Annotated in this window: 13 protein-coding genes; 4 read left to right on the top strand and 9 right to left on the bottom strand. The window is 74.2% G+C overall.

The window, feature by feature from the left end; all coding sequences use genetic code 11:
- Positions 1–72: 72 nt before the first annotated feature.
- Positions 73–423, bottom strand: a complete 351-nt coding sequence (locus tag IF06_RS0100350; RefSeq protein ID WP_030268168.1) for a DUF190 domain-containing protein — start codon at positions 421–423, stop codon at positions 73–75.
- A complete protein-coding gene (locus IF06_RS0100345) occupies positions 420–4,652 on the bottom strand; it encodes a putative inorganic carbon transporter subunit DabA (protein ID WP_030268166.1) in 4,233 nt (1,410 codons plus the stop codon). Before IF06_RS0100345 ends, IF06_RS0100350 begins: the two co-directional genes overlap by 4 nt.
- Positions 4,653–4,747: 95 nt before the next feature.
- Here IF06_RS0100345 and IF06_RS0100340 point away from each other — a divergent pair, with 95 nt between their 5' ends.
- Entirely contained in the window at positions 4,748–5,290 is a 543-nt protein-coding gene (locus IF06_RS0100340) for a carbonic anhydrase (RefSeq protein ID WP_013287092.1), read from the top strand.
- A 16-nt stretch (positions 5,291–5,306) separates the two neighbouring features.
- On the opposite strand, the gene IF06_RS0100335 is transcribed toward IF06_RS0100340, so the two are convergent.
- The 3 genes from IF06_RS0100335 to IF06_RS0100325 form a co-directional block, all read right to left on the bottom strand.
- A complete protein-coding gene (locus tag IF06_RS0100335; RefSeq protein ID WP_030268164.1) occupies positions 5,307–6,152 on the bottom strand; it encodes a DUF6671 family protein in 846 nt (281 codons plus the stop codon).
- Between the two features lie 600 nt (positions 6,153–6,752).
- Positions 6,753–7,427: a TIGR04282 family arsenosugar biosynthesis glycosyltransferase gene (locus IF06_RS0100330; RefSeq protein WP_030268161.1), complete on the bottom strand. Its 675-nt coding sequence runs from the start codon at positions 7,425–7,427 to the stop codon at positions 6,753–6,755.
- Entirely contained in the window at positions 7,424–8,098 is a 675-nt protein-coding gene (locus IF06_RS0100325; RefSeq protein WP_030268159.1) for a glycosyltransferase family 2 protein, read from the bottom strand. Before IF06_RS0100325 ends, IF06_RS0100330 begins: the two co-directional genes overlap by 4 nt.
- Before the next feature lie 145 nt (positions 8,099–8,243).
- Here IF06_RS0100325 and IF06_RS0100320 point away from each other — a divergent pair, with 145 nt between their 5' ends.
- Positions 8,244–9,725, top strand: coding sequence for a hypothetical protein (locus IF06_RS0100320; protein ID WP_030268157.1), 1,482 nt, complete (start codon positions 8,244–8,246; stop codon positions 9,723–9,725).
- A gap of 37 nt (positions 9,726–9,762) precedes the next feature.
- On the opposite strand, the gene IF06_RS0100315 is transcribed toward IF06_RS0100320, so the two are convergent.
- Complete coding sequence (locus tag IF06_RS0100315; RefSeq protein ID WP_013287097.1) at positions 9,763–10,824, bottom strand: NAD-dependent epimerase/dehydratase family protein; 1,062 nt, start codon at positions 10,822–10,824, stop codon at positions 9,763–9,765.
- Between the two features lie 186 nt (positions 10,825–11,010).
- Here IF06_RS0100315 and IF06_RS0100310 point away from each other — a divergent pair, with 186 nt between their 5' ends.
- The gene (locus IF06_RS0100310) at positions 11,011–12,342 is read left to right on the top strand and encodes a molybdopterin-dependent oxidoreductase (protein ID WP_030268154.1); all 1,332 of its coding nucleotides are present in this window, start codon (positions 11,011–11,013) and stop codon (positions 12,340–12,342) included.
- Entirely contained in the window at positions 12,335–12,838 is a 504-nt protein-coding gene (locus IF06_RS0100305) for a hypothetical protein (RefSeq protein ID WP_030268152.1), read from the top strand. Before IF06_RS0100310 ends, IF06_RS0100305 begins: the two co-directional genes overlap by 8 nt.
- A gap of 156 nt (positions 12,839–12,994) precedes the next feature.
- Here the strand turns inward: IF06_RS0100305 and IF06_RS0100300 are convergent, their stop codons facing one another.
- The 3 genes from IF06_RS0100300 to IF06_RS0100290 all read right to left on the bottom strand — a co-directional run bounded on the left by IF06_RS0100300 (position 12,995) and on the right by IF06_RS0100290 (position 15,865).
- Positions 12,995–13,579: a hypothetical protein gene (locus IF06_RS0100300; RefSeq protein WP_013476257.1), complete on the bottom strand. Its 585-nt coding sequence runs from the start codon at positions 13,577–13,579 to the stop codon at positions 12,995–12,997.
- Positions 13,580–13,670: 91 nt separating this feature from the next.
- Complete coding sequence (locus tag IF06_RS0100295; RefSeq protein ID WP_030268150.1) at positions 13,671–14,738, bottom strand: lytic polysaccharide monooxygenase auxiliary activity family 9 protein; 1,068 nt, start codon at positions 14,736–14,738, stop codon at positions 13,671–13,673.
- 185 nt (positions 14,739–14,923) lie between these two features.
- A complete protein-coding gene (locus IF06_RS0100290) occupies positions 14,924–15,865 on the bottom strand; it encodes an NAD(P)-dependent alcohol dehydrogenase (protein WP_232236576.1) in 942 nt (313 codons plus the stop codon).
- Between the last annotated feature and the right edge of the window lie 58 nt (positions 15,866–15,923).

Genomic DNA, 15,923 nt, shown 5'->3' with positions numbered 1-15,923 from the left:
CCGGGTCCGGCCGCCACGGCGGGGCGGGGCGGGGCGGCGGTCGCCACCCCGCCCGGACGCGACTCGCCCCCTTCAGGTCACCGGGCCCGCCGGTCGATCGGCGCCGAAGTACTCGGGCCGGCTCACCCAGGCCTCACTGACGAACATGACGCCGGGCCGGTGGGCCAGGATGTCGCGCAGGCCGACGACGACAGGCTCGGCCCGCTCGAGCGGCAGCACGGCGATCACCATGACGAGTCCGGCCCGGTCGTTGAAGAGCAGCCGGCCCTCGTGGGTGCCGTGGTGGCCGAAGCCGGAGACCCCGCTGAGGCTGGTCCAACCGCTCACGCCGGAGGCGTGCAGCAGCGTCCGGACGGCGTCGACGTCGTCGGCGCGGGTCACGACCTCCACCTTGACCATGCGCGTCAGTCCGAGCTCGTTCATACGCTGTACTCCTTCTCTGGGCCGAGGGCCGGGAGCGGCGTGGTGCGCCGGGATCCGCCCGGGTCACTCCATTCGCCGGTACGGGGGTCGATGACGGTCAGGGACATCCAGCCGCCGTCGATCAGCTGGCGCAGGGCCGGGTTGCGGCCGAGCACGGTGTCGACGAGGTGGTGCGGGGCGTGGACCACGGCGAGCAGCCGCAGCGGGTCGTGCGCCGGCCGTGTCCCGTCGTCGACGGACTGCAGCGGCAGCCCGGCACGCAGGTCGCCACCGGATCCGGAGAGGACGCCGAGCGCGTCGCCGAGGACGGTGTGCACGGTCTTGGTGCCGGCACCGAGGCGGTGCGGATCCACCGTGGAGAAGTAGTACTGGAGGTTGATCCAGGACGCCACGACGAGCGGGCCCGTCATGATCGTCTCCAGCGCGACCGCGTCCGGATCCGCGGTCCAGTCGTAGGAGTGCAGGAACGTGCGGCAGCCGAGATCGCGCCCGGCGCTCAGCTCGCGCGGCGCGGCGATGAACGCGGCGTTGCCGGCCAGCGCCCACTCCGGCCGCACCTGGGCCCAGTCCGAGGCGCGGCCGGGCAGGTGGCGGGAGCCCGGCCGGCCGGGCAGCCGGGTGGCCCGTTCCGCGCGCAGACCCGCTCCCGCCTCGGCGAGCCGGCGCGTCAGGTCGTCGACGTGCGGGCGCAGCCGGACGGGGACGGTGTCGACATCGAACAGGCGCACCTCGTCGGTGACGGTGTCGTGCTCGCCGGCCAGGACGTGGGTGTCGGCGGGCAGGTGGATCCCCCGGGCGACCAGCGCCTCGCGGATCTCGGGCCGGTTGAGCAGCGCGGCGACCAGCCGGGCGCTGACCCCGCCCCGGTTGCCGCCGCAGGCGCCGCAGTCGAGCGCGGCCGCGTAGGGGTTGTTGGTGCTGGTGGCCCCGTGCCCGCAGAGCAGCACCAGCGGGGCGAAGCCGGTCGTCAGCCCGACGGTGCGCAGCGTCGCCTCCGCGTAGTAGACCTGCTCGTCGAGGGTCAGGGCGGCGGCGAGGTCGGCCACCGTCGGCGCGGTGTCGTCGGCGGGTGGCGCGAACCGGCCCGGCGCCACGGCGCGCACCGCCAGGGCGGCGGTGGCGAGCACGCCGGCGACCTCCACGAAGGCGAACGCGCCGACCGGGTCGGCCTTGGCCGAGGCGAACGCCCGGCGCCACGCCTGCCGGGCCCGCCGGCGGCGTACCCGCGTGGCGTCGGCGGTCTCCCCGACGGTGGCCACCGGTCGCATGAGCACCGGGCAGCGGTCCCGGCCCCGGGCGGCATCGGCCGCCACGGTGCGCACGGGTAGGCCGAAGAAGCCGGCGAAGCCGTAGGTGTCCACCGGCCCGGCCGCCTCCAGGTGCCGGCGCAGGCCCTCGCTGCGCACGTCGATGCAGAACACCGCCTGGGCGAGCGGGGTGACGCGGGCGGCGCGGCGTGGGCGCGGCCGCGCCCCGTGGTCCAGCCGGTTCCGCAACCGACGCCGGTATGCGTGCTCCGCGGCGGCGAGCCACACCTCGGCCTGCCGCGCCGGGGACAGCTCGGCCACCACGTCGCGCACCACCGCCACCGTCTCCTCGGGCAGCAGCGCCAGGGCCGGCGCGTCGACGCCGAGCGCCGCGACCAGCCGGGCGAGAGCCGCCGGCTCGTCCGTCCCCGGCGCACCGGCGGCCGGTACGGTCCCCGCCGTCCCGGCGGTGGGCGTCGACACGGCGGTCGGCGTCGCGGCGGTGGGGGTCGTCGCGGCGGTCACCGCTTGGAGCGTCGGCGGGACGCCGAGGTGGCGGTGGGTGGCGGTGCCGGCCAGCGCCAGCTCGTAGCTGAGCCGGACCGCGAGCAGGTCCAGCGGGGTCAGGTCCGGTCGCTCACCGGGACGCGTCTGAGACCAGCGGGCGTAGCCGGCCCAGCCCGGCAACCGGAGCAGGGACCGGGTGAGATACGCCGGCCAGGCCGCCGGCGCCACGCCGAGGGCGCGCAGGAGCAGGGCGACTGCCCGCTCGGGCTCGGCGGGCAGCGCGGCGACGAGTGCCCGCAGGCCGCTGACGCCCGCGCGGTCGACGCCGGCCACCCGCCGCCAGCGCGCCCAGCAGCTCTCGTCGGCCGGGCCGGGAACCGGCCAGCGGGCGGCCGGACGGCCGCAGTGCGCCGCGCACCAGCCGGCCACCAGCTCGTCGACGTCGGCGCCGATCCGGGTACCCAGGACCCGGTCGAGCAACTCGGCCAGGGTGAGCGGGTCCGGGTCGGCCTCGACGGCGGGCCGGGTCACCGCGAGCCGGCGCCGCGCCACGGCGAGCAGGTCGGGTGGCGGGGGCGGTCCGTCGTGCACCTGGTGGGCCAGTGCAGCGACCTGGAGGTCCGCGGCCGTGATCGACCGTCCGCCGAGCGTGACCGGCGCCGAGGCCGCCGGGGGGAGCACCGCGGTCAGGTCGGCCGGCTCGATCTCGCCGTCGCGCAGCCGCCGCCGGTACTCGTCGGCCGGCAGGTGGGTCCGCGCGCCGCCGAGCGCCCGCAGCTCGGCAGTGGCCCGCGCGAACGGCACCCGCTCCCGGCCGGCGAGCGGGTTGACCGCCACGAACGTGTCCAGCGGCCAGACCGCGGCGACGTGGTCACCGGCAGCGGCCAGCGCGGCGACGACCCGGGCGGCGTCCGACCGGTCGGACGCGTCGCGGCGGCGTACGGCGGTCACGGCCCAGGCGGCCGGCTCCCCCGCCGCCACGCCGGCGGACCGGCGCCACCACGCGCCGGCGCCGTCACGCCAGGCCCACCACCACAGCGCGGCGCCGTGCCGGCGCACCAGGAACGCGCCGGCGACGGCCACCAGGGCCAGCGTGACCGCCGCGACGCCCACCCCGGCGTCCGTCACCGAGGTCGGCAGCCCCAGCCACCGGGCGACGGCCCGACCGGCGACCAGGTAGCCGCCGGCCAGCGCGCCCGCCGCGAGGGTGATCGCGACGGCGGTCCGCGCCGGCACCTCGCGGTCCACGAGCGCCGACCGCACCGCGGTCAGCGCGGCCGCACCGGCCAGGACGGCGCTGAGCAGGCCGCTCGGGCTGGCGCCGAGCGACAGCTCGGTGAGCGCCACGGCGGCGAGCACCGCCGCGCCGGCGAGCGCCACGGTCCGGGTCCGGGGCGGGCCGACCGGGCGGGGCGCGGCCGCGGTCCGCGCCTGGGCCTGGAGCGCGCCGCCGGCGGACAGGAACGCGTACGCCTTGTAGACCGCGTGCCCGACCAGGTGCACGGCGGCCAGGCCGAACGCGCCGAGCCCGCACTGGGCGAGCATGAAGCCCATCTGCGCGACAGTGGACCGGGCGAGGGTGCCCTTGACGTCGGTGCGCACCGCGGCGAACACCGTCCCGGACACCGCGGTCACGAGGCCGGTCAGCACCATCGCCGGCATCACGCCGGGTGCGGCGACCACCACCGGCGCCAGTGTGATCATCAGGAAGCCGGCGACGTTGACCATGCCTGCGTGCAGGAAGGCGGAGACCGGGGTCGGGGCGTCCAGGGTGTACGGCAGCCAGCGGTGCGCCGGCACCTGGGCCGATCGCACCGCGCCGGCCACCAGCAGCAGCCCGCCGGCGGCGGCCAGGAGCCAGCCGGGCCGGTCGCCGGCAGCCGCCCGGACCGCGTCCAGGTCGGCGTCGCCCGTCGGCGCGACCAGCAGCGCCAGGCCGGCGACCAGGGCCACGTCGCCGACGAGGAACACCGCCCGGGTACGGCGCACCGCCGCCCGTACCCGGGGCTGCTCCCGGTAGTAGCCGATGAGCCCGATGAGCAGGTGCCCGGCCGCGATCCAGCCGACGGCCAGTTGCACGAGGCTGGGCGCGGTGGTCATCACCAGGGTCGCCGTGGTGGCCGCCGCGATCCGGGCCTGCAGGGCGCGGGCGCCCGGCTCGCCGTCGAGATAGCGGCGCGCGTAGCCGGCGACGACGGCGGCCAGCCCGCAGACGAGGAGCGCGAACAGCGCGGTGAACCGGTCGAGCCGGATCCCCACGGAGAACGCCGGCCCGGGTGGGTCGAGCCGGAGCAGGAGCGCCGGGGCCACCGGGTCGTACGCGACCCGGGCCAGCAGCGCGGCGGCCGCGGCGGCGGTGAGAGCGAGCAGCGCCCCCACCACCCGGGCGGCTCGACGGGGATCGGGTACCGCCAGCGCGCACAGCGCCGCCGATGCGGGCCCGGCCAGGACTCCCAGAACCAGTGCGACGGACATCGTCACCTCCTCAGACATGCGCACTGTATTACACGATTCGTAATTCGTGTATCGTGAGACGCACGACAGACAGTGGCTCGGCACGAGGAGGAGCGATGGACGCGACCGGATCCCCGTCGCAGGTGTGGCAGACCAGCCCGAGCTTCGCCCTCGCCCGGCTACGCGCCGGGCACCACCGGTTCCGGGCCGGCGGCCTTCCCGTCCCGTCGGCCGGCGCGACACCGGTGGCCGCGGTCCTGTCGTGCGCCGACCCGCAGCCCGAGGCCGTGACCGTGTTCGGCGGCGTCGACGTCTACGCGGTCCGCACCGCCGGCCTGCAGGTCGGCCCGGCCGCGCTGGGCAGTCTGGAGTACGCGGTCGCGCGCCTCGGCGCACCCCTGCTGGTCGTGCTGGGCCACGCCTCCTGCTCCCTGGCGGGCGGCAGCGGGCCGGACCGGGTACGCGCCACGCTCACCGCCCTGCGCCGCCGGTCCCCCCTGCTCGACCAGGCCGTCCGCTCCGGCCGCTGCGGCATCCACGGCATGATCTGGCACGACGCGGACCGCCTCCTCAACGAGGTGCGGCCCGCGCTGCCACCGCCGGCCCGGCGGGCCTGCCGCCTGCGGCCACCGAACAACGCGTCGATGCGGTCGCACTGAGTGGGGCGACGCCTCATCAGGGGTTGCACACCGGGCACGCACCGGGGTCCGCGGCGCCGCCCACGGGCCGGCGCGAGCGGTACGCGCACCTGCCGCATCCCGAGACCAGCAGCGCGTGGTGGGCGGTGGGCGTGCCGCAGTCGCGGCAGGGCAGTCCCGGCTCGGTGCCGACCAGGCCGAATCCCGGCGCCGCACAGGCGGGACAGGGCGTGGCGAGACGCCGGGCCAACCGGTCGGCGGCGGCGGCGATGACCCGCATCCGGGTCGGATTGACGTGGGCCCGCAGGTCCGCGCCGAGCACGGCGGTGCCGTCGGCGGAGTCGAGGGCGGCCCGCCGGACGGCGACGAGGACGTCGGCGAGCCGGCGGAGTCCCTTGACCGGCCGACCGGGCCCGGCCGCGGGCCGGACGACGACCGCGTGGTGCGGGAACCCGGCCCGGCGCAGGAACGCGAGCACGGCGCCGCGGTCCCGACCGTCGGTGACCACCTGGCCGTGGTTGGTCTCGACGCTCAGAGCGCTCTCCACCAGGGTCAGACCCGACCGGTCGTCGACGAGCGCCACGTACTCCACGTCGGCAGGAGTACAGGGAGCCGCCGGGTGCGGGCCGAACGCCCCTTCGCTGGCCAGCCCGACCACGGACCCGGTCGCGGCCATCCCGAGCCGGGCCTTGCGCACCACGGTCTCCCGCGCCGAGCCGACCCGCCGCACCTCGCCGGTGAACGTACCGAGCGCGTCGGTGTCCACCGGCGCCACCCGCACACTCATCCCGAGCCGTCGTCGCAGCAGCGGACGCAGCGCCCACTGTTTGCCGTGCATGGTGGCCAGGCAGGCCACCACGCCATGGAACGGTGACGCCTCCACACCACCGATCCTACCCGAGATAAGAAGTAGGATTCCGGAATTCGGTTACGTATCGGAGCGGTCGCCCGGGCTGTGGTGTCATCGTGGTGACGTAGCGGTACCGGTCGCCGGCGGCGCCCGGGTGGTCGAGGTCGATCGGGATCCACTGGGCGTCGGCCGCCCCGCAGGTCCGGTAAAGGCCGGCGTAGCAGTCGCCGTTGTTGCAGTCCGGAGTGCCGGCGTCGGATCCTCGGCCCGCACCGCGCGGCGGCGGTGACGATGCCGATCCGGGTCCGGCCGGGGCCACCGGCCAGCCGCACGATGTCCTCGTAGATCTCCCGGTTGTCATCGGCGAGCGCGCCGCCACAGCGACACCTGACATCGCATCCGGGTCCAGCCACGCCCGGCGGAAGGGGGTCCGCCGGTGTCGTCCGGTCTCCACGTGGGCCTGCCCCTGCCAGGCACCGGCGCCGGCACAGCGGGCCACCACCGTCGCCTCCGCGGCTGTGGCCTGCCGATGCCACCGCTCCACCGGCAGGCGGCGGCTGGGCCCGTCCGCAGGCACCAGCCAGTGCACGTCTCCGGCGGGGTCGCGTAGCGCGGAGGCGAATCCGTCCCCGTTCACGCGCGTACCACCATGTCGCGACGCACGGCCTCTACCTGGCGGGCGAACCGGCCGTCCGGGACCGCCGACGCCACGGCGTGCGCGTCGGACCAGTCGTCCACGTCCCGCAGCACGGGCAGCGGCACGGGGCGTAACCCGCGTCCGGTCAGCGCGGACCATGTCGATCGGCCCGTGACCGGCGTCGACATCGGCACCGCCCGTAGCATCACGGCCTGCCGGGGGTCGCGCAGCCCGAGCGCCCACCAGCCGCCGTCGTGGGCGAAGCCGAGCGCCGCATCGGCATCTTCGAGCCGGCGCACGGCGGCGGCCAGCGACGCCGGGGTCAGTTGCGGGGTGTCCATCCCGATCTGCAGGACCCAGCGGCCGGGGAACATCTCGGCGACGTCGAGGTGGGCGTGCGCGAGCCGGTCGGCGAGGTCCGTGCCGCGCTGCGGCAGAACCGACCAACCGGCGAGGGCGGCGGTCAGCTCCACGCCGTCCACGGCTTCCGCGAGATGTCCGGCCAACGCCAGAACCGGCGTCACCCCTGGTGTCCCCCGGACGGCGTCCAGGGTGTCGAGCAGCGCGGCGGCGGCCAGCAGGGCGGCCTGGACGGGAGTCACCGGCGGGCACAGCCGGGTCTTCACCAGACCGGGCACGGGCGCCTTGGCCATCACCAGTACGACGGTCACCGCGACTTCCGGACGGTACGCAACACGGCGGCGAAGTCTCGGGTGGCCCGCAGGGTGCCCCGTACCGAGCCGGAGACCTTGGAACGGGTGCCGGCAGCGCGCGGTGCGTAGGTGACGTCCACCTCGTGGATGCGCCAGCCCGCCGCGGCGGCTCGGATCAACAGCTCCAGCGGATAGCCGAAGGCCCGGTCGGTGACCCCAAGGGCGAGCAGCGCCTCCCGGCGCGCCACCCGCATCGGGCTGAGGTCGCGCAGCGGCATGCCCCGGTGCCGCAGCAGCGCGGCGACCAGCGCCGTGCCCGCCCGGGCGTGCCAGGGCCATACCCCGTCGCCGACCGGTCGGCGACGGCCGACGGCCAGATCAGCGAGACCGTCGGCGACGAGGGCGACCAGAGCGGGTAACTCCCGGGGAGCGAAGGAGCCGTCGGCGTCCAGCACGCAGACCAGTTCCGTGTCGGCGGCCTCGACCCCGGTGTGCACGGCCGCTCCGTACCCGCGCCGTGGTTCGTGCACCACCCGGGCCCCGTGCCGGGCGGCCACCTCGGGTGAGCCGTCGCGCGACCCGTTGTCAACGACGATCGCCCGGTACCCGGGCGGCAACGCGGTCAGCACGGCGGGCAGAGCAGCGGCCTCGTCCAGGCACGGCAGCACCACGTCGATCTGTGTCGGCATACCGCCGACGCTAGGGCCGCCCGACGGCGGTGCGCGCTCGATTCAACCTTACGGAACACTTACCGTGCCGACACTCCTTACCGTCCGGTGACGTACCGGCGAAGCGGCTGACAGCGGAGGAACCGAGCCGTACCGTCCGGTCGACATGAGACCCGGTGCCACCGTTTCCCGCTCGTCCGTCCACCACCGCCTCCCGGATCGACACCGGGGGGACCTGCTGGTGCTGGGCGTCGAGGCGACGCTGCTGGTCACCGCCGTGGCGGTGGGCGCGATGCTCAACCGCGCCGGAGTGGGCCTGCACGCCGACGCCGCGCCGCTCTACGCCACCTGGAGACCGCACCTGGGCTGGGGCACGCCGGCCGCGTTGGCGATCGCCGTCGCGGTGGTCGGCCCCGGAACGCAGTGGGCCCGCACCGCCCGGTGGGGCCCTCTGCTGTCCGTCGGCTACCTGGCGGCGGTCGGCTGGACGCTCGCCCTGGCGCTGGTGGACGGCTGGTCGGCGGGGCTGACGACACGGCTCACCGCGCAGGCGGAGTATCTGCACGAGGTACCCCGGGTCACCGACGTCGGGCGGATGCTGGCCGGTTTCGCGGACCGCATCCTGGACTTCCAGCCGGACTCGTGGTCCACCCACACGGCCGGCCATCCACCAGGTGCCCTGCTGGTGTTCGTCGCACTCGACCGGGTCGGCCTGGGCGGTGGCACGGCCGCGGCGATGGCCTGCGTCCTGGTCGGGGCGAGCGTCGTGGTGTCCGTGCCGATCGCCCTACGGGCACTGGGCGCCGGAGGGGCCGCCCGCACGTCGTTGCCGTTCCTGGTGCTGCTGCCCGGAGCGGTCTGGGCGGGTGCCTCCGCCGACGGTCTCTTCACCGGGGTAGTGGCCGCCGGCCTCGCGCTGCTGGCCGTGCGGGGAACCGCGACCGCGTTGGCGGGCGGCGTGCTGCTCGGCTTCGCGCTGTACCTGTCCTACGGCTTCGTGCTCGTCGCGCCCCTGGCTCTCGTCGTGCTCGCGCTGCGTCCAGGAGGCCGGGTTGCCGCGCTGCTCGCCGGTGCGACCGGGGTGGCCACTGTGGCGACGGTGTTCACCGTCGCGGGTTTCCACTGGTGGCAGGGGTACGACCGGGTGGTCGAGCGCTACTACCAAGGCTGGGCGGCCGACCGTCCGTACGCGTACTGGGTCTGGGCGAACCTGGCGGCGCTGCTTCTCTCTGCCGGTCCGGTCGTCGGACCGGCACTGCGCCGCACTCTGCACGCGGCCCGCCGGGCCTGGCGAGGGTGGGACGGTTCCCCGGCACCGGCCGCTTGGACGCCCGGCACCGGCAGACCAGCACCTGGCGGTGACCCGCTGACCCACGTCGCGGTGCGGAACCGGCGGCTCGGCGCGCTCGCGCGACGGGTCGGGACACTGGGGCCGACCGTTCTGCTACCGGCCGCTGCGGTGCTGGCGGTGCTCGCCGCCGACCTGTCGGGCATGAGCAAGGCGGAGGTCGAGCGGATCTGGCTACCGTTCACGGTCTGGCTGCTCGTCGCCGTGGCGCACCTACCCGCCGCGACGCACCGCTGGTGGCTGGCCGGGCAGGCGCTCACCGCCCTCGCCGTCAATCACCTCGTGTTCACCGTCTCGTGAGCCGCCCTGCCGCCGGTGGCGGGCCGGGGCGGGCCGCTCAGACCGACACGGCGGCGCGTTCCCGCAGCGGATCCGTGGCGAAGGCGGCCACCCCGTCGGCGAAGCTGACCCGTGCGGTGTATCCGAGCAGGTCACGTGCGCGGCGAGGGTCGGCGACCACGTGCCGCACGTCGGCCGGCCGGGCACCGCCGACGACCACCGGCGCCGGACCGTCCATCGCCGCCGCCAAGGCGGTGGCGAGATCACCGACTGTGTGCGGCCGGCCGGAGCAGACGTTCACCGGCACCAGGCCGTCCGGAGCCGGAGCGGTCAGCGCCAGCACGTTGGCGCGCGCCACGTCGGAGACGTGCACGAAGTCGCGCTGCTGCAAGCCGTCCTCGTAGAGGCGCGGCGGCCGGCCGTGGGCCAGCGCCGACCGGAAGATCGACGCGACTCCGGCGTACGGCGTGTCGCGGGGCATCCGGGGGCCGTACACGTTGTGGTAGCGCAGTGCCCAGACCCCCGCCCCGGTCTGCCGGCTCCACGCGGCGGCCAGGTTCTCCTGGGCCAGTTTGCTGGCCGCGTAGGTGCTGCGCGGTTCGAGCGGGGCGTCCTCCGGCACGAGCGCGCTGGCGAGTGCGCCGGCGCAGACCGGGCAGGTGGGGTCGTACCGGCCGACGGCGACATCGGCGGCGCGGCGTGGGGCCGGCCGGACGACGCCGTGCCGGGCGCACGTGTATCGCCCTTCGCCGTAGACGACCATGGAACTCGCCAGCACCAGGCGAGACACGCCGGCCCGGTGCATCGCTGCCAGCAGCACCGCCGTGCCGTAGTCGTTGTGGCTGACGTAGTCGGGCGCATCCGACGGGTCCAGCCCGTGCCCGACCATCGCCGCCTGGTGACACACGGCGTCGACGCCCGCCAGCAGATCGTCGAGCAGGTGCGCATCGCGGATGTCGCCGACGACCGGTTCATGGCGGCGGAACCACTCGGGCGGCTCACTCCCGTGCGCCTGGGGCAACAGCGCGTCCAGGCACACCACCTGATGGCCTTGCGCGACGAGCAGGTCCGCGACCTGCGATCCGATGAACCCGGCGGCGCCGGTGACGAGTACCCGCATTGCGTCACGCTAGGTCAGCGGAGAAGCCGCCGGGGCTCGTTCGGCTCCGACGTCAGCACTTCGTAAGGGGACGGCCGGTAAGCCTTCGGTAATGCGGCAAAGCCCGCCCGAGGGCGCCGTTGCCGGTTAGCGTCCTGCACGAAGCCCGTCGCGTCCGGTCCGACGGCCTCGCCGACTGGAGGAACCGTGCCAGCCGACCCGCCGTCCGACGAACCACCTGCCGCCTACCCGGCGCGGCTGTGGCGTACGTTGGACCGGCATCGCCCGCCCGGAGCCGACGCCGCCGCCGACGCGTGGCGCAGTCCGGTGCGTGGTCCCTGGCTGACGTCCGTGTTCGGCGTCGTCCTGCTCGCCACGCTTCCGTTGGTGATCATCACCGGTTTCCTGGACTGGATCGCGTACGGTCCCCGGCTCGGCCAGGCATTTCCCAGCGACGTGGGCTGGCTGCACCCTCCCGTCTTCGACTGGCCGACCCGTCCCGCCTGGCTGTTCCGGCTCACCCAGGGACTGCACGTGACGCTCGGCATCGTGCTGCTACCGGTGGTCGTGGCGAAACTCTGGTCAGTGGTACCCAAGCTGTTCGACTGGCCGCCGGCCCGGTCCGTGGCCCAGGTGCTCGAACGGCTCTCCCTGCTGCTCCTGGTGGGCGGAGTCCTCTTCGAGACGGCCACCGGCCTGCTCAACGTCCAGTACGCCTACCTGTTCGGATTCGACTTCTACACCGCGCACTGGTACGGCGCCTGGATCTTCACCGCCGCCCTCGTCGCGCACGTGCTGATCAAGCTTCCTCGTACGATCTCCGCGCTGCGCGGCCCGCGCTTCATGCGTACGACGGCGGAGGAGACAGTGCCGGAGCCGCCGGATCCGGACGGGCTGGTGGCCCGCCGGCCCGGCCCGGCGACGATGAGCCGGCGTGGCGTCCTCGCCCTGACCGGGGGCGGCGCGTTGCTGCTGGCTGCGCTGACCGTCGGGCAGGGCCTGGACGGGGTGCTGCGCCGTACCGCGCTGCTGCTACCGCGGGGCCGGCAGCACGACGACGGACCCAACGGTTTCCCGGTCAACCGGACCGCCGCCGCGGCCGGTGTCCGACCCGACGACACCGGTGCTCAGTGGCGGCTGACGGTGCGCGCCGGCAGCCGCACTGTGGAGGTGGACCGCGACGGCCTGCTCGCGATGACGCAGCACACCGCGGACCTGCCGATCGCCTGCGTGGAGGGCTGGTCGACGACGCAGACCTGGACGGGGGTGCGGCTACGGGACCTCGCGGCGCTGGTCGGCGCAGCCGGCAGCGCCGTGGCGCGGGTCGAGTCGCTGGAACGGGGCGGTCTGTTCCGTCAGGCCCGGTTACAGGTCAACCAGGTCCGCCACCCCGACTCGCTGCTCGCCCTGAGAGTCAACGGCGTGGACCTCTCGGCCGACCACGGCTACCCCGCCCGCGTCGTCGTGCCGGCGCTGCCGGGCGTGCACTGCACGAAGTGGGTCCGCGACATCACCTTCGAGGACCAGCCTGATGACTGAGTTCCGGCGTGGCTACGGCGCCGCGCCCTGGCACCTGCTGCTCCTGCTGGCCTGCTTCGCGGTGACCGGCTGGATGGCTCTGCGGCTGGCCGGAGAACCGGCCGCCGGCCGGATGCTGCTCTGGTTCGTCGGCGCGGTCGTCGCCCACGACCTGCTCCTGTTCCCCTTCTACGCGCTGGTCGACCGGGCGCTGCGCGCCGCGGTGTGCGGCCCCGGGCGTCGATCGGCGCTGAATCACGTGCGGGTGCCCGCGCTCGCCTCCGGACTGCTGCTGCTCGTCTATCTTCCCGGCATCCTCGGGCTCGGCGGCGACACGTACACGGCGGCGACCGGCCTGACCCCGCAGCCGCTGCTGGCCCGCTGGCTGCTGGCCAGCGCAGCGATCTTCGCGGTCAGCGCGGCGCTCTACGCGCTGCGGCACCGTCGTGGCACGCTGCGTCCGCAGCGACGCCGGACTCCAGGACGAGCAGCCCGTCGACCACCGGCGGAGACGTGAGAATCAGGTGATCCTGCGCGACCAGGGGCCGGTCCGACATCCGCTCATGTCCGGTCCTCGTAGCACTTCCCTGCCCGGTGCGGACGCCTTGACCGCTGGCGTTCTCGCCCTCGCCGCCTGCGGCGCCGCGGCGCGGGTATCGGCCGCTCGGCGTGGTCAGAGGCCGGCGGCGGCGTCGTACCGGCGCCGCAGGTCGGCCATCTCCGACGGGGGCAACGCCTCCCTGAGTGCCAGGACCTCGTACTTGTCGGGGAACATCTCCCGTAGCCGGTCGACGAACCTGACGTCGGCGGTCGCCTCGACCACCTTGATGCCGGGAGGCTGGGTGGTCATGTCCATGATCACCGGGCCGACGAGTTTGACCGCCCCGTCCCAGTGGCGCTTCTGTTCGGCGACGCCGCAGAGGTGGAAGCCGTAGACCGTCCGGACGTCGGCCAGGGTGGCGGCCCCGGTGGGCTCGTGGCCGTAGACATGGACTCCGCAGACGACCGCCGGCGCGGCCTGCTCTCCGGCCGGCACCTGCGGGGCGGTGTGCCCGGCGTGCTGGTGATGTGCCGGGTCCGCCTGCTCGAGGGTCGTACGCATCCGGGCCAGGATCTGCCGGCGGAGATCTGCCGGGTCCGTCCTCGGGGTGGTCGAGGTGACCACGGCGGCCACACCGATCGACGCGGCCAGCAGGCACACCTCGATCCACACGACGCGGCTCCGGTACCAGCCGCCGACGCCTACCCGGGAAGTCATGATCGTTCTTCACCTCGTCGCGGTTCCTGATGGTGGCGGAGGGCGCCGACGGTGGGGTGGCGCGTGCCGCGCCACCCCACCGCAGATGCTGTTACCGAGCGGTGCAGGTGAGGGTGGGTGTGGAGTTGGTGCCGTTCCAGGAGGCGTTGAAGCCGAAGCTGGTGGTGCCGTTGGCGCTCAGGGAACCGTTGTAACCGACGTTCGACGCGGTGACCGACGAACCGCTCGAGGTGACCGTCGCGTTCCAGGCGTTGGTGATGCTCTGGCCGTTGGGCCAGGTCCATGCCACCGTCCATCCGGAGATGGCGGCGTTGCCGGCCCGGACGGTGACCTCGGCGCCGAATCCACCGGACCACTCGCTGGTCTTGCGGTAGGTGGCGGTGCAGGCACCGTTTCCGGCCGGCGGCGGCGTGGTGGGCGGCGGAGTCGTCGGCGGCGGGGTGGTGGGCGGCGGCGTGGTGGGCGGCGGGGTCGTCGGCGGCGGGTTGCCGCCGCCGCCGAAGATCACGTCACTGCAGAGGTAGTATGGCTGGTCGAGGTGGGACGCCTGCCAGATGGTGTAGACGACGTGCCGCCCGGTGCGGTTGCCCGCGTTCACCTGCGCCTCGTAGAGCCCGGTGGTCGGGTAGCTGCCGGTGCGGAGCACCAGTTCCAGGCTGTTCCAGGTGAGGGGCTGGGTGGTCGGGTCGAAACCCTGCTTCGTGATGTAGATCAACATGTAGTCGGCGCCGTGCTTGGCGCCGTCGGTCAGCGTGAGGGTGAAGTTGTTCGGCATCGGCTTCGCGGTCCACGCGCCGACCGCGTCGAGCGAGGCGTACAGGCCGCCCTGGGTGCGACCGCCGCTGCACAGCTGTCCGTCCGGCACGGCCGCCTGGTGGTTGCCGCCGACGTTCTCGCGGTACAGGCCGTTCCAGTTCCACATGGTGTTCGGGTTGGCCTGCCACGCCTGCCAGCACATCGGGTCGGTCTGGGCCATAGTGGGGTTGAGGTGATCGGAACCCCAGCGCTCCCAGCATCCGTAGTTGCGTGTCGGCGGGTTGGTGACCGATCCGTGCGCCGAGGCCGGATCGGCCTGGTTGACGACGACCATCGTGAACGAGGCGAGGAGAACTGCGACCGCGCCCAGTCCCAGACGGCGTCCTGTCCGTGAGATTTTCATGATGCTCCAGTGGATGCGCCGGCGCCCAGTGGCCCTCGCTGGGTGCCCACCCCGGAGAAGGTGACGCCGATCGATTCAAGCCGTCCCAGGGGTGGACGGCACTGCTGCCCAGCAGCGCATGGCGACTCCCAGCCACGATGTTAGTAAAGACGGCTGTCAATGTAAATCGATACCGGCTTATCGGGTCAGACGACGGTCACGATGACTTTCCCGAGGGCTCGGCCCTCTCCGACGTGGGCCAACGCCTCGGGCACCTCATCGAGGGTGAAGGTCCGGTCGATGTGGATGGTGAGGTCACCCGTGGCGCAGAGGTCGGCCACCGGTTCGAAATGTGTCGGCCCTTCCTTGACGGCGAGCACACCCAGGCGGCGGTGGGTGAGCCAGCCGGCCGCGGCACCGATCGTCAGTACGCGGAGCAGCGCCGGGACCGAGCCGCCGACGCACCGGTAACGGCCGCCGGGGGCCAGTGCCCGGCGGTAGTCGAACACCGACCGGTGCGCGACCAGGTCGAGGATGAGGTCGTACGGGCCGCTGCGGGTGAAGTCCTGGCTGCGGTAGTCGATCACCTCGTCCGCGCCGACAGATCGCATGAAGTCGAGCTTGCCGGCGTTGTCGACGCCGGTCACCTCGGCGCCGAACCGCTTGGCGACCTGAATGGCGAATGAGCCCGATCCGCCGCCGGCACCGTTGATCAGGACCCGTTTTCCGGCTGCCGCGCCTTGAGTCCCTTGCCATGCGATGGCACCCGCCTGCGGAATCGCTGAGGCCTCGGCGTAGGTCAGGGCGGCGGGCTTGTGGGCCAGAACCGACTCGGGAGCGATCGCGTACTCGGCGAAGCCGCCCTTGAGCATGAGGTTGTCACCGTACACCGCGTCACCGGGCCGGAACCGGGTGACCGCCGGGCCGACCGCATCGACCCGGCCTGCGATGTCCGAACCGAGTGTCCGGCGTGCCGGTGAGCGCAGCCCACCGATGCGCGAATACAGCGGCGAGCCGCGCAGGGTCTCCCAATCGCTCAGGTTGACCGAGGTCGCTGCGATCTTGACGAGCACCTGCCGACCGGTGGGAGACGGCTTGGAGACGTCCTCGATCCGTAACACATCCGGCGACCCGTACCGGTCGTACACAACCGCTCTCATCCACGCACCCCTAGCCCTTCACCCAGGCGCTCCGGCCGCACTATGC

It is taken from the genome of Micromonospora globosa (assembly GCF_000717585.1).
In the GTDB taxonomy this organism is placed as follows: Bacteria; Actinomycetota; Actinomycetes; order Mycobacteriales; family Micromonosporaceae; genus Micromonospora; species Micromonospora aurantiaca.
The sequence above is the reverse complement of the archived record's forward strand: the minus strand, read 5'-3'. Positions and strand labels throughout refer to the sequence as shown.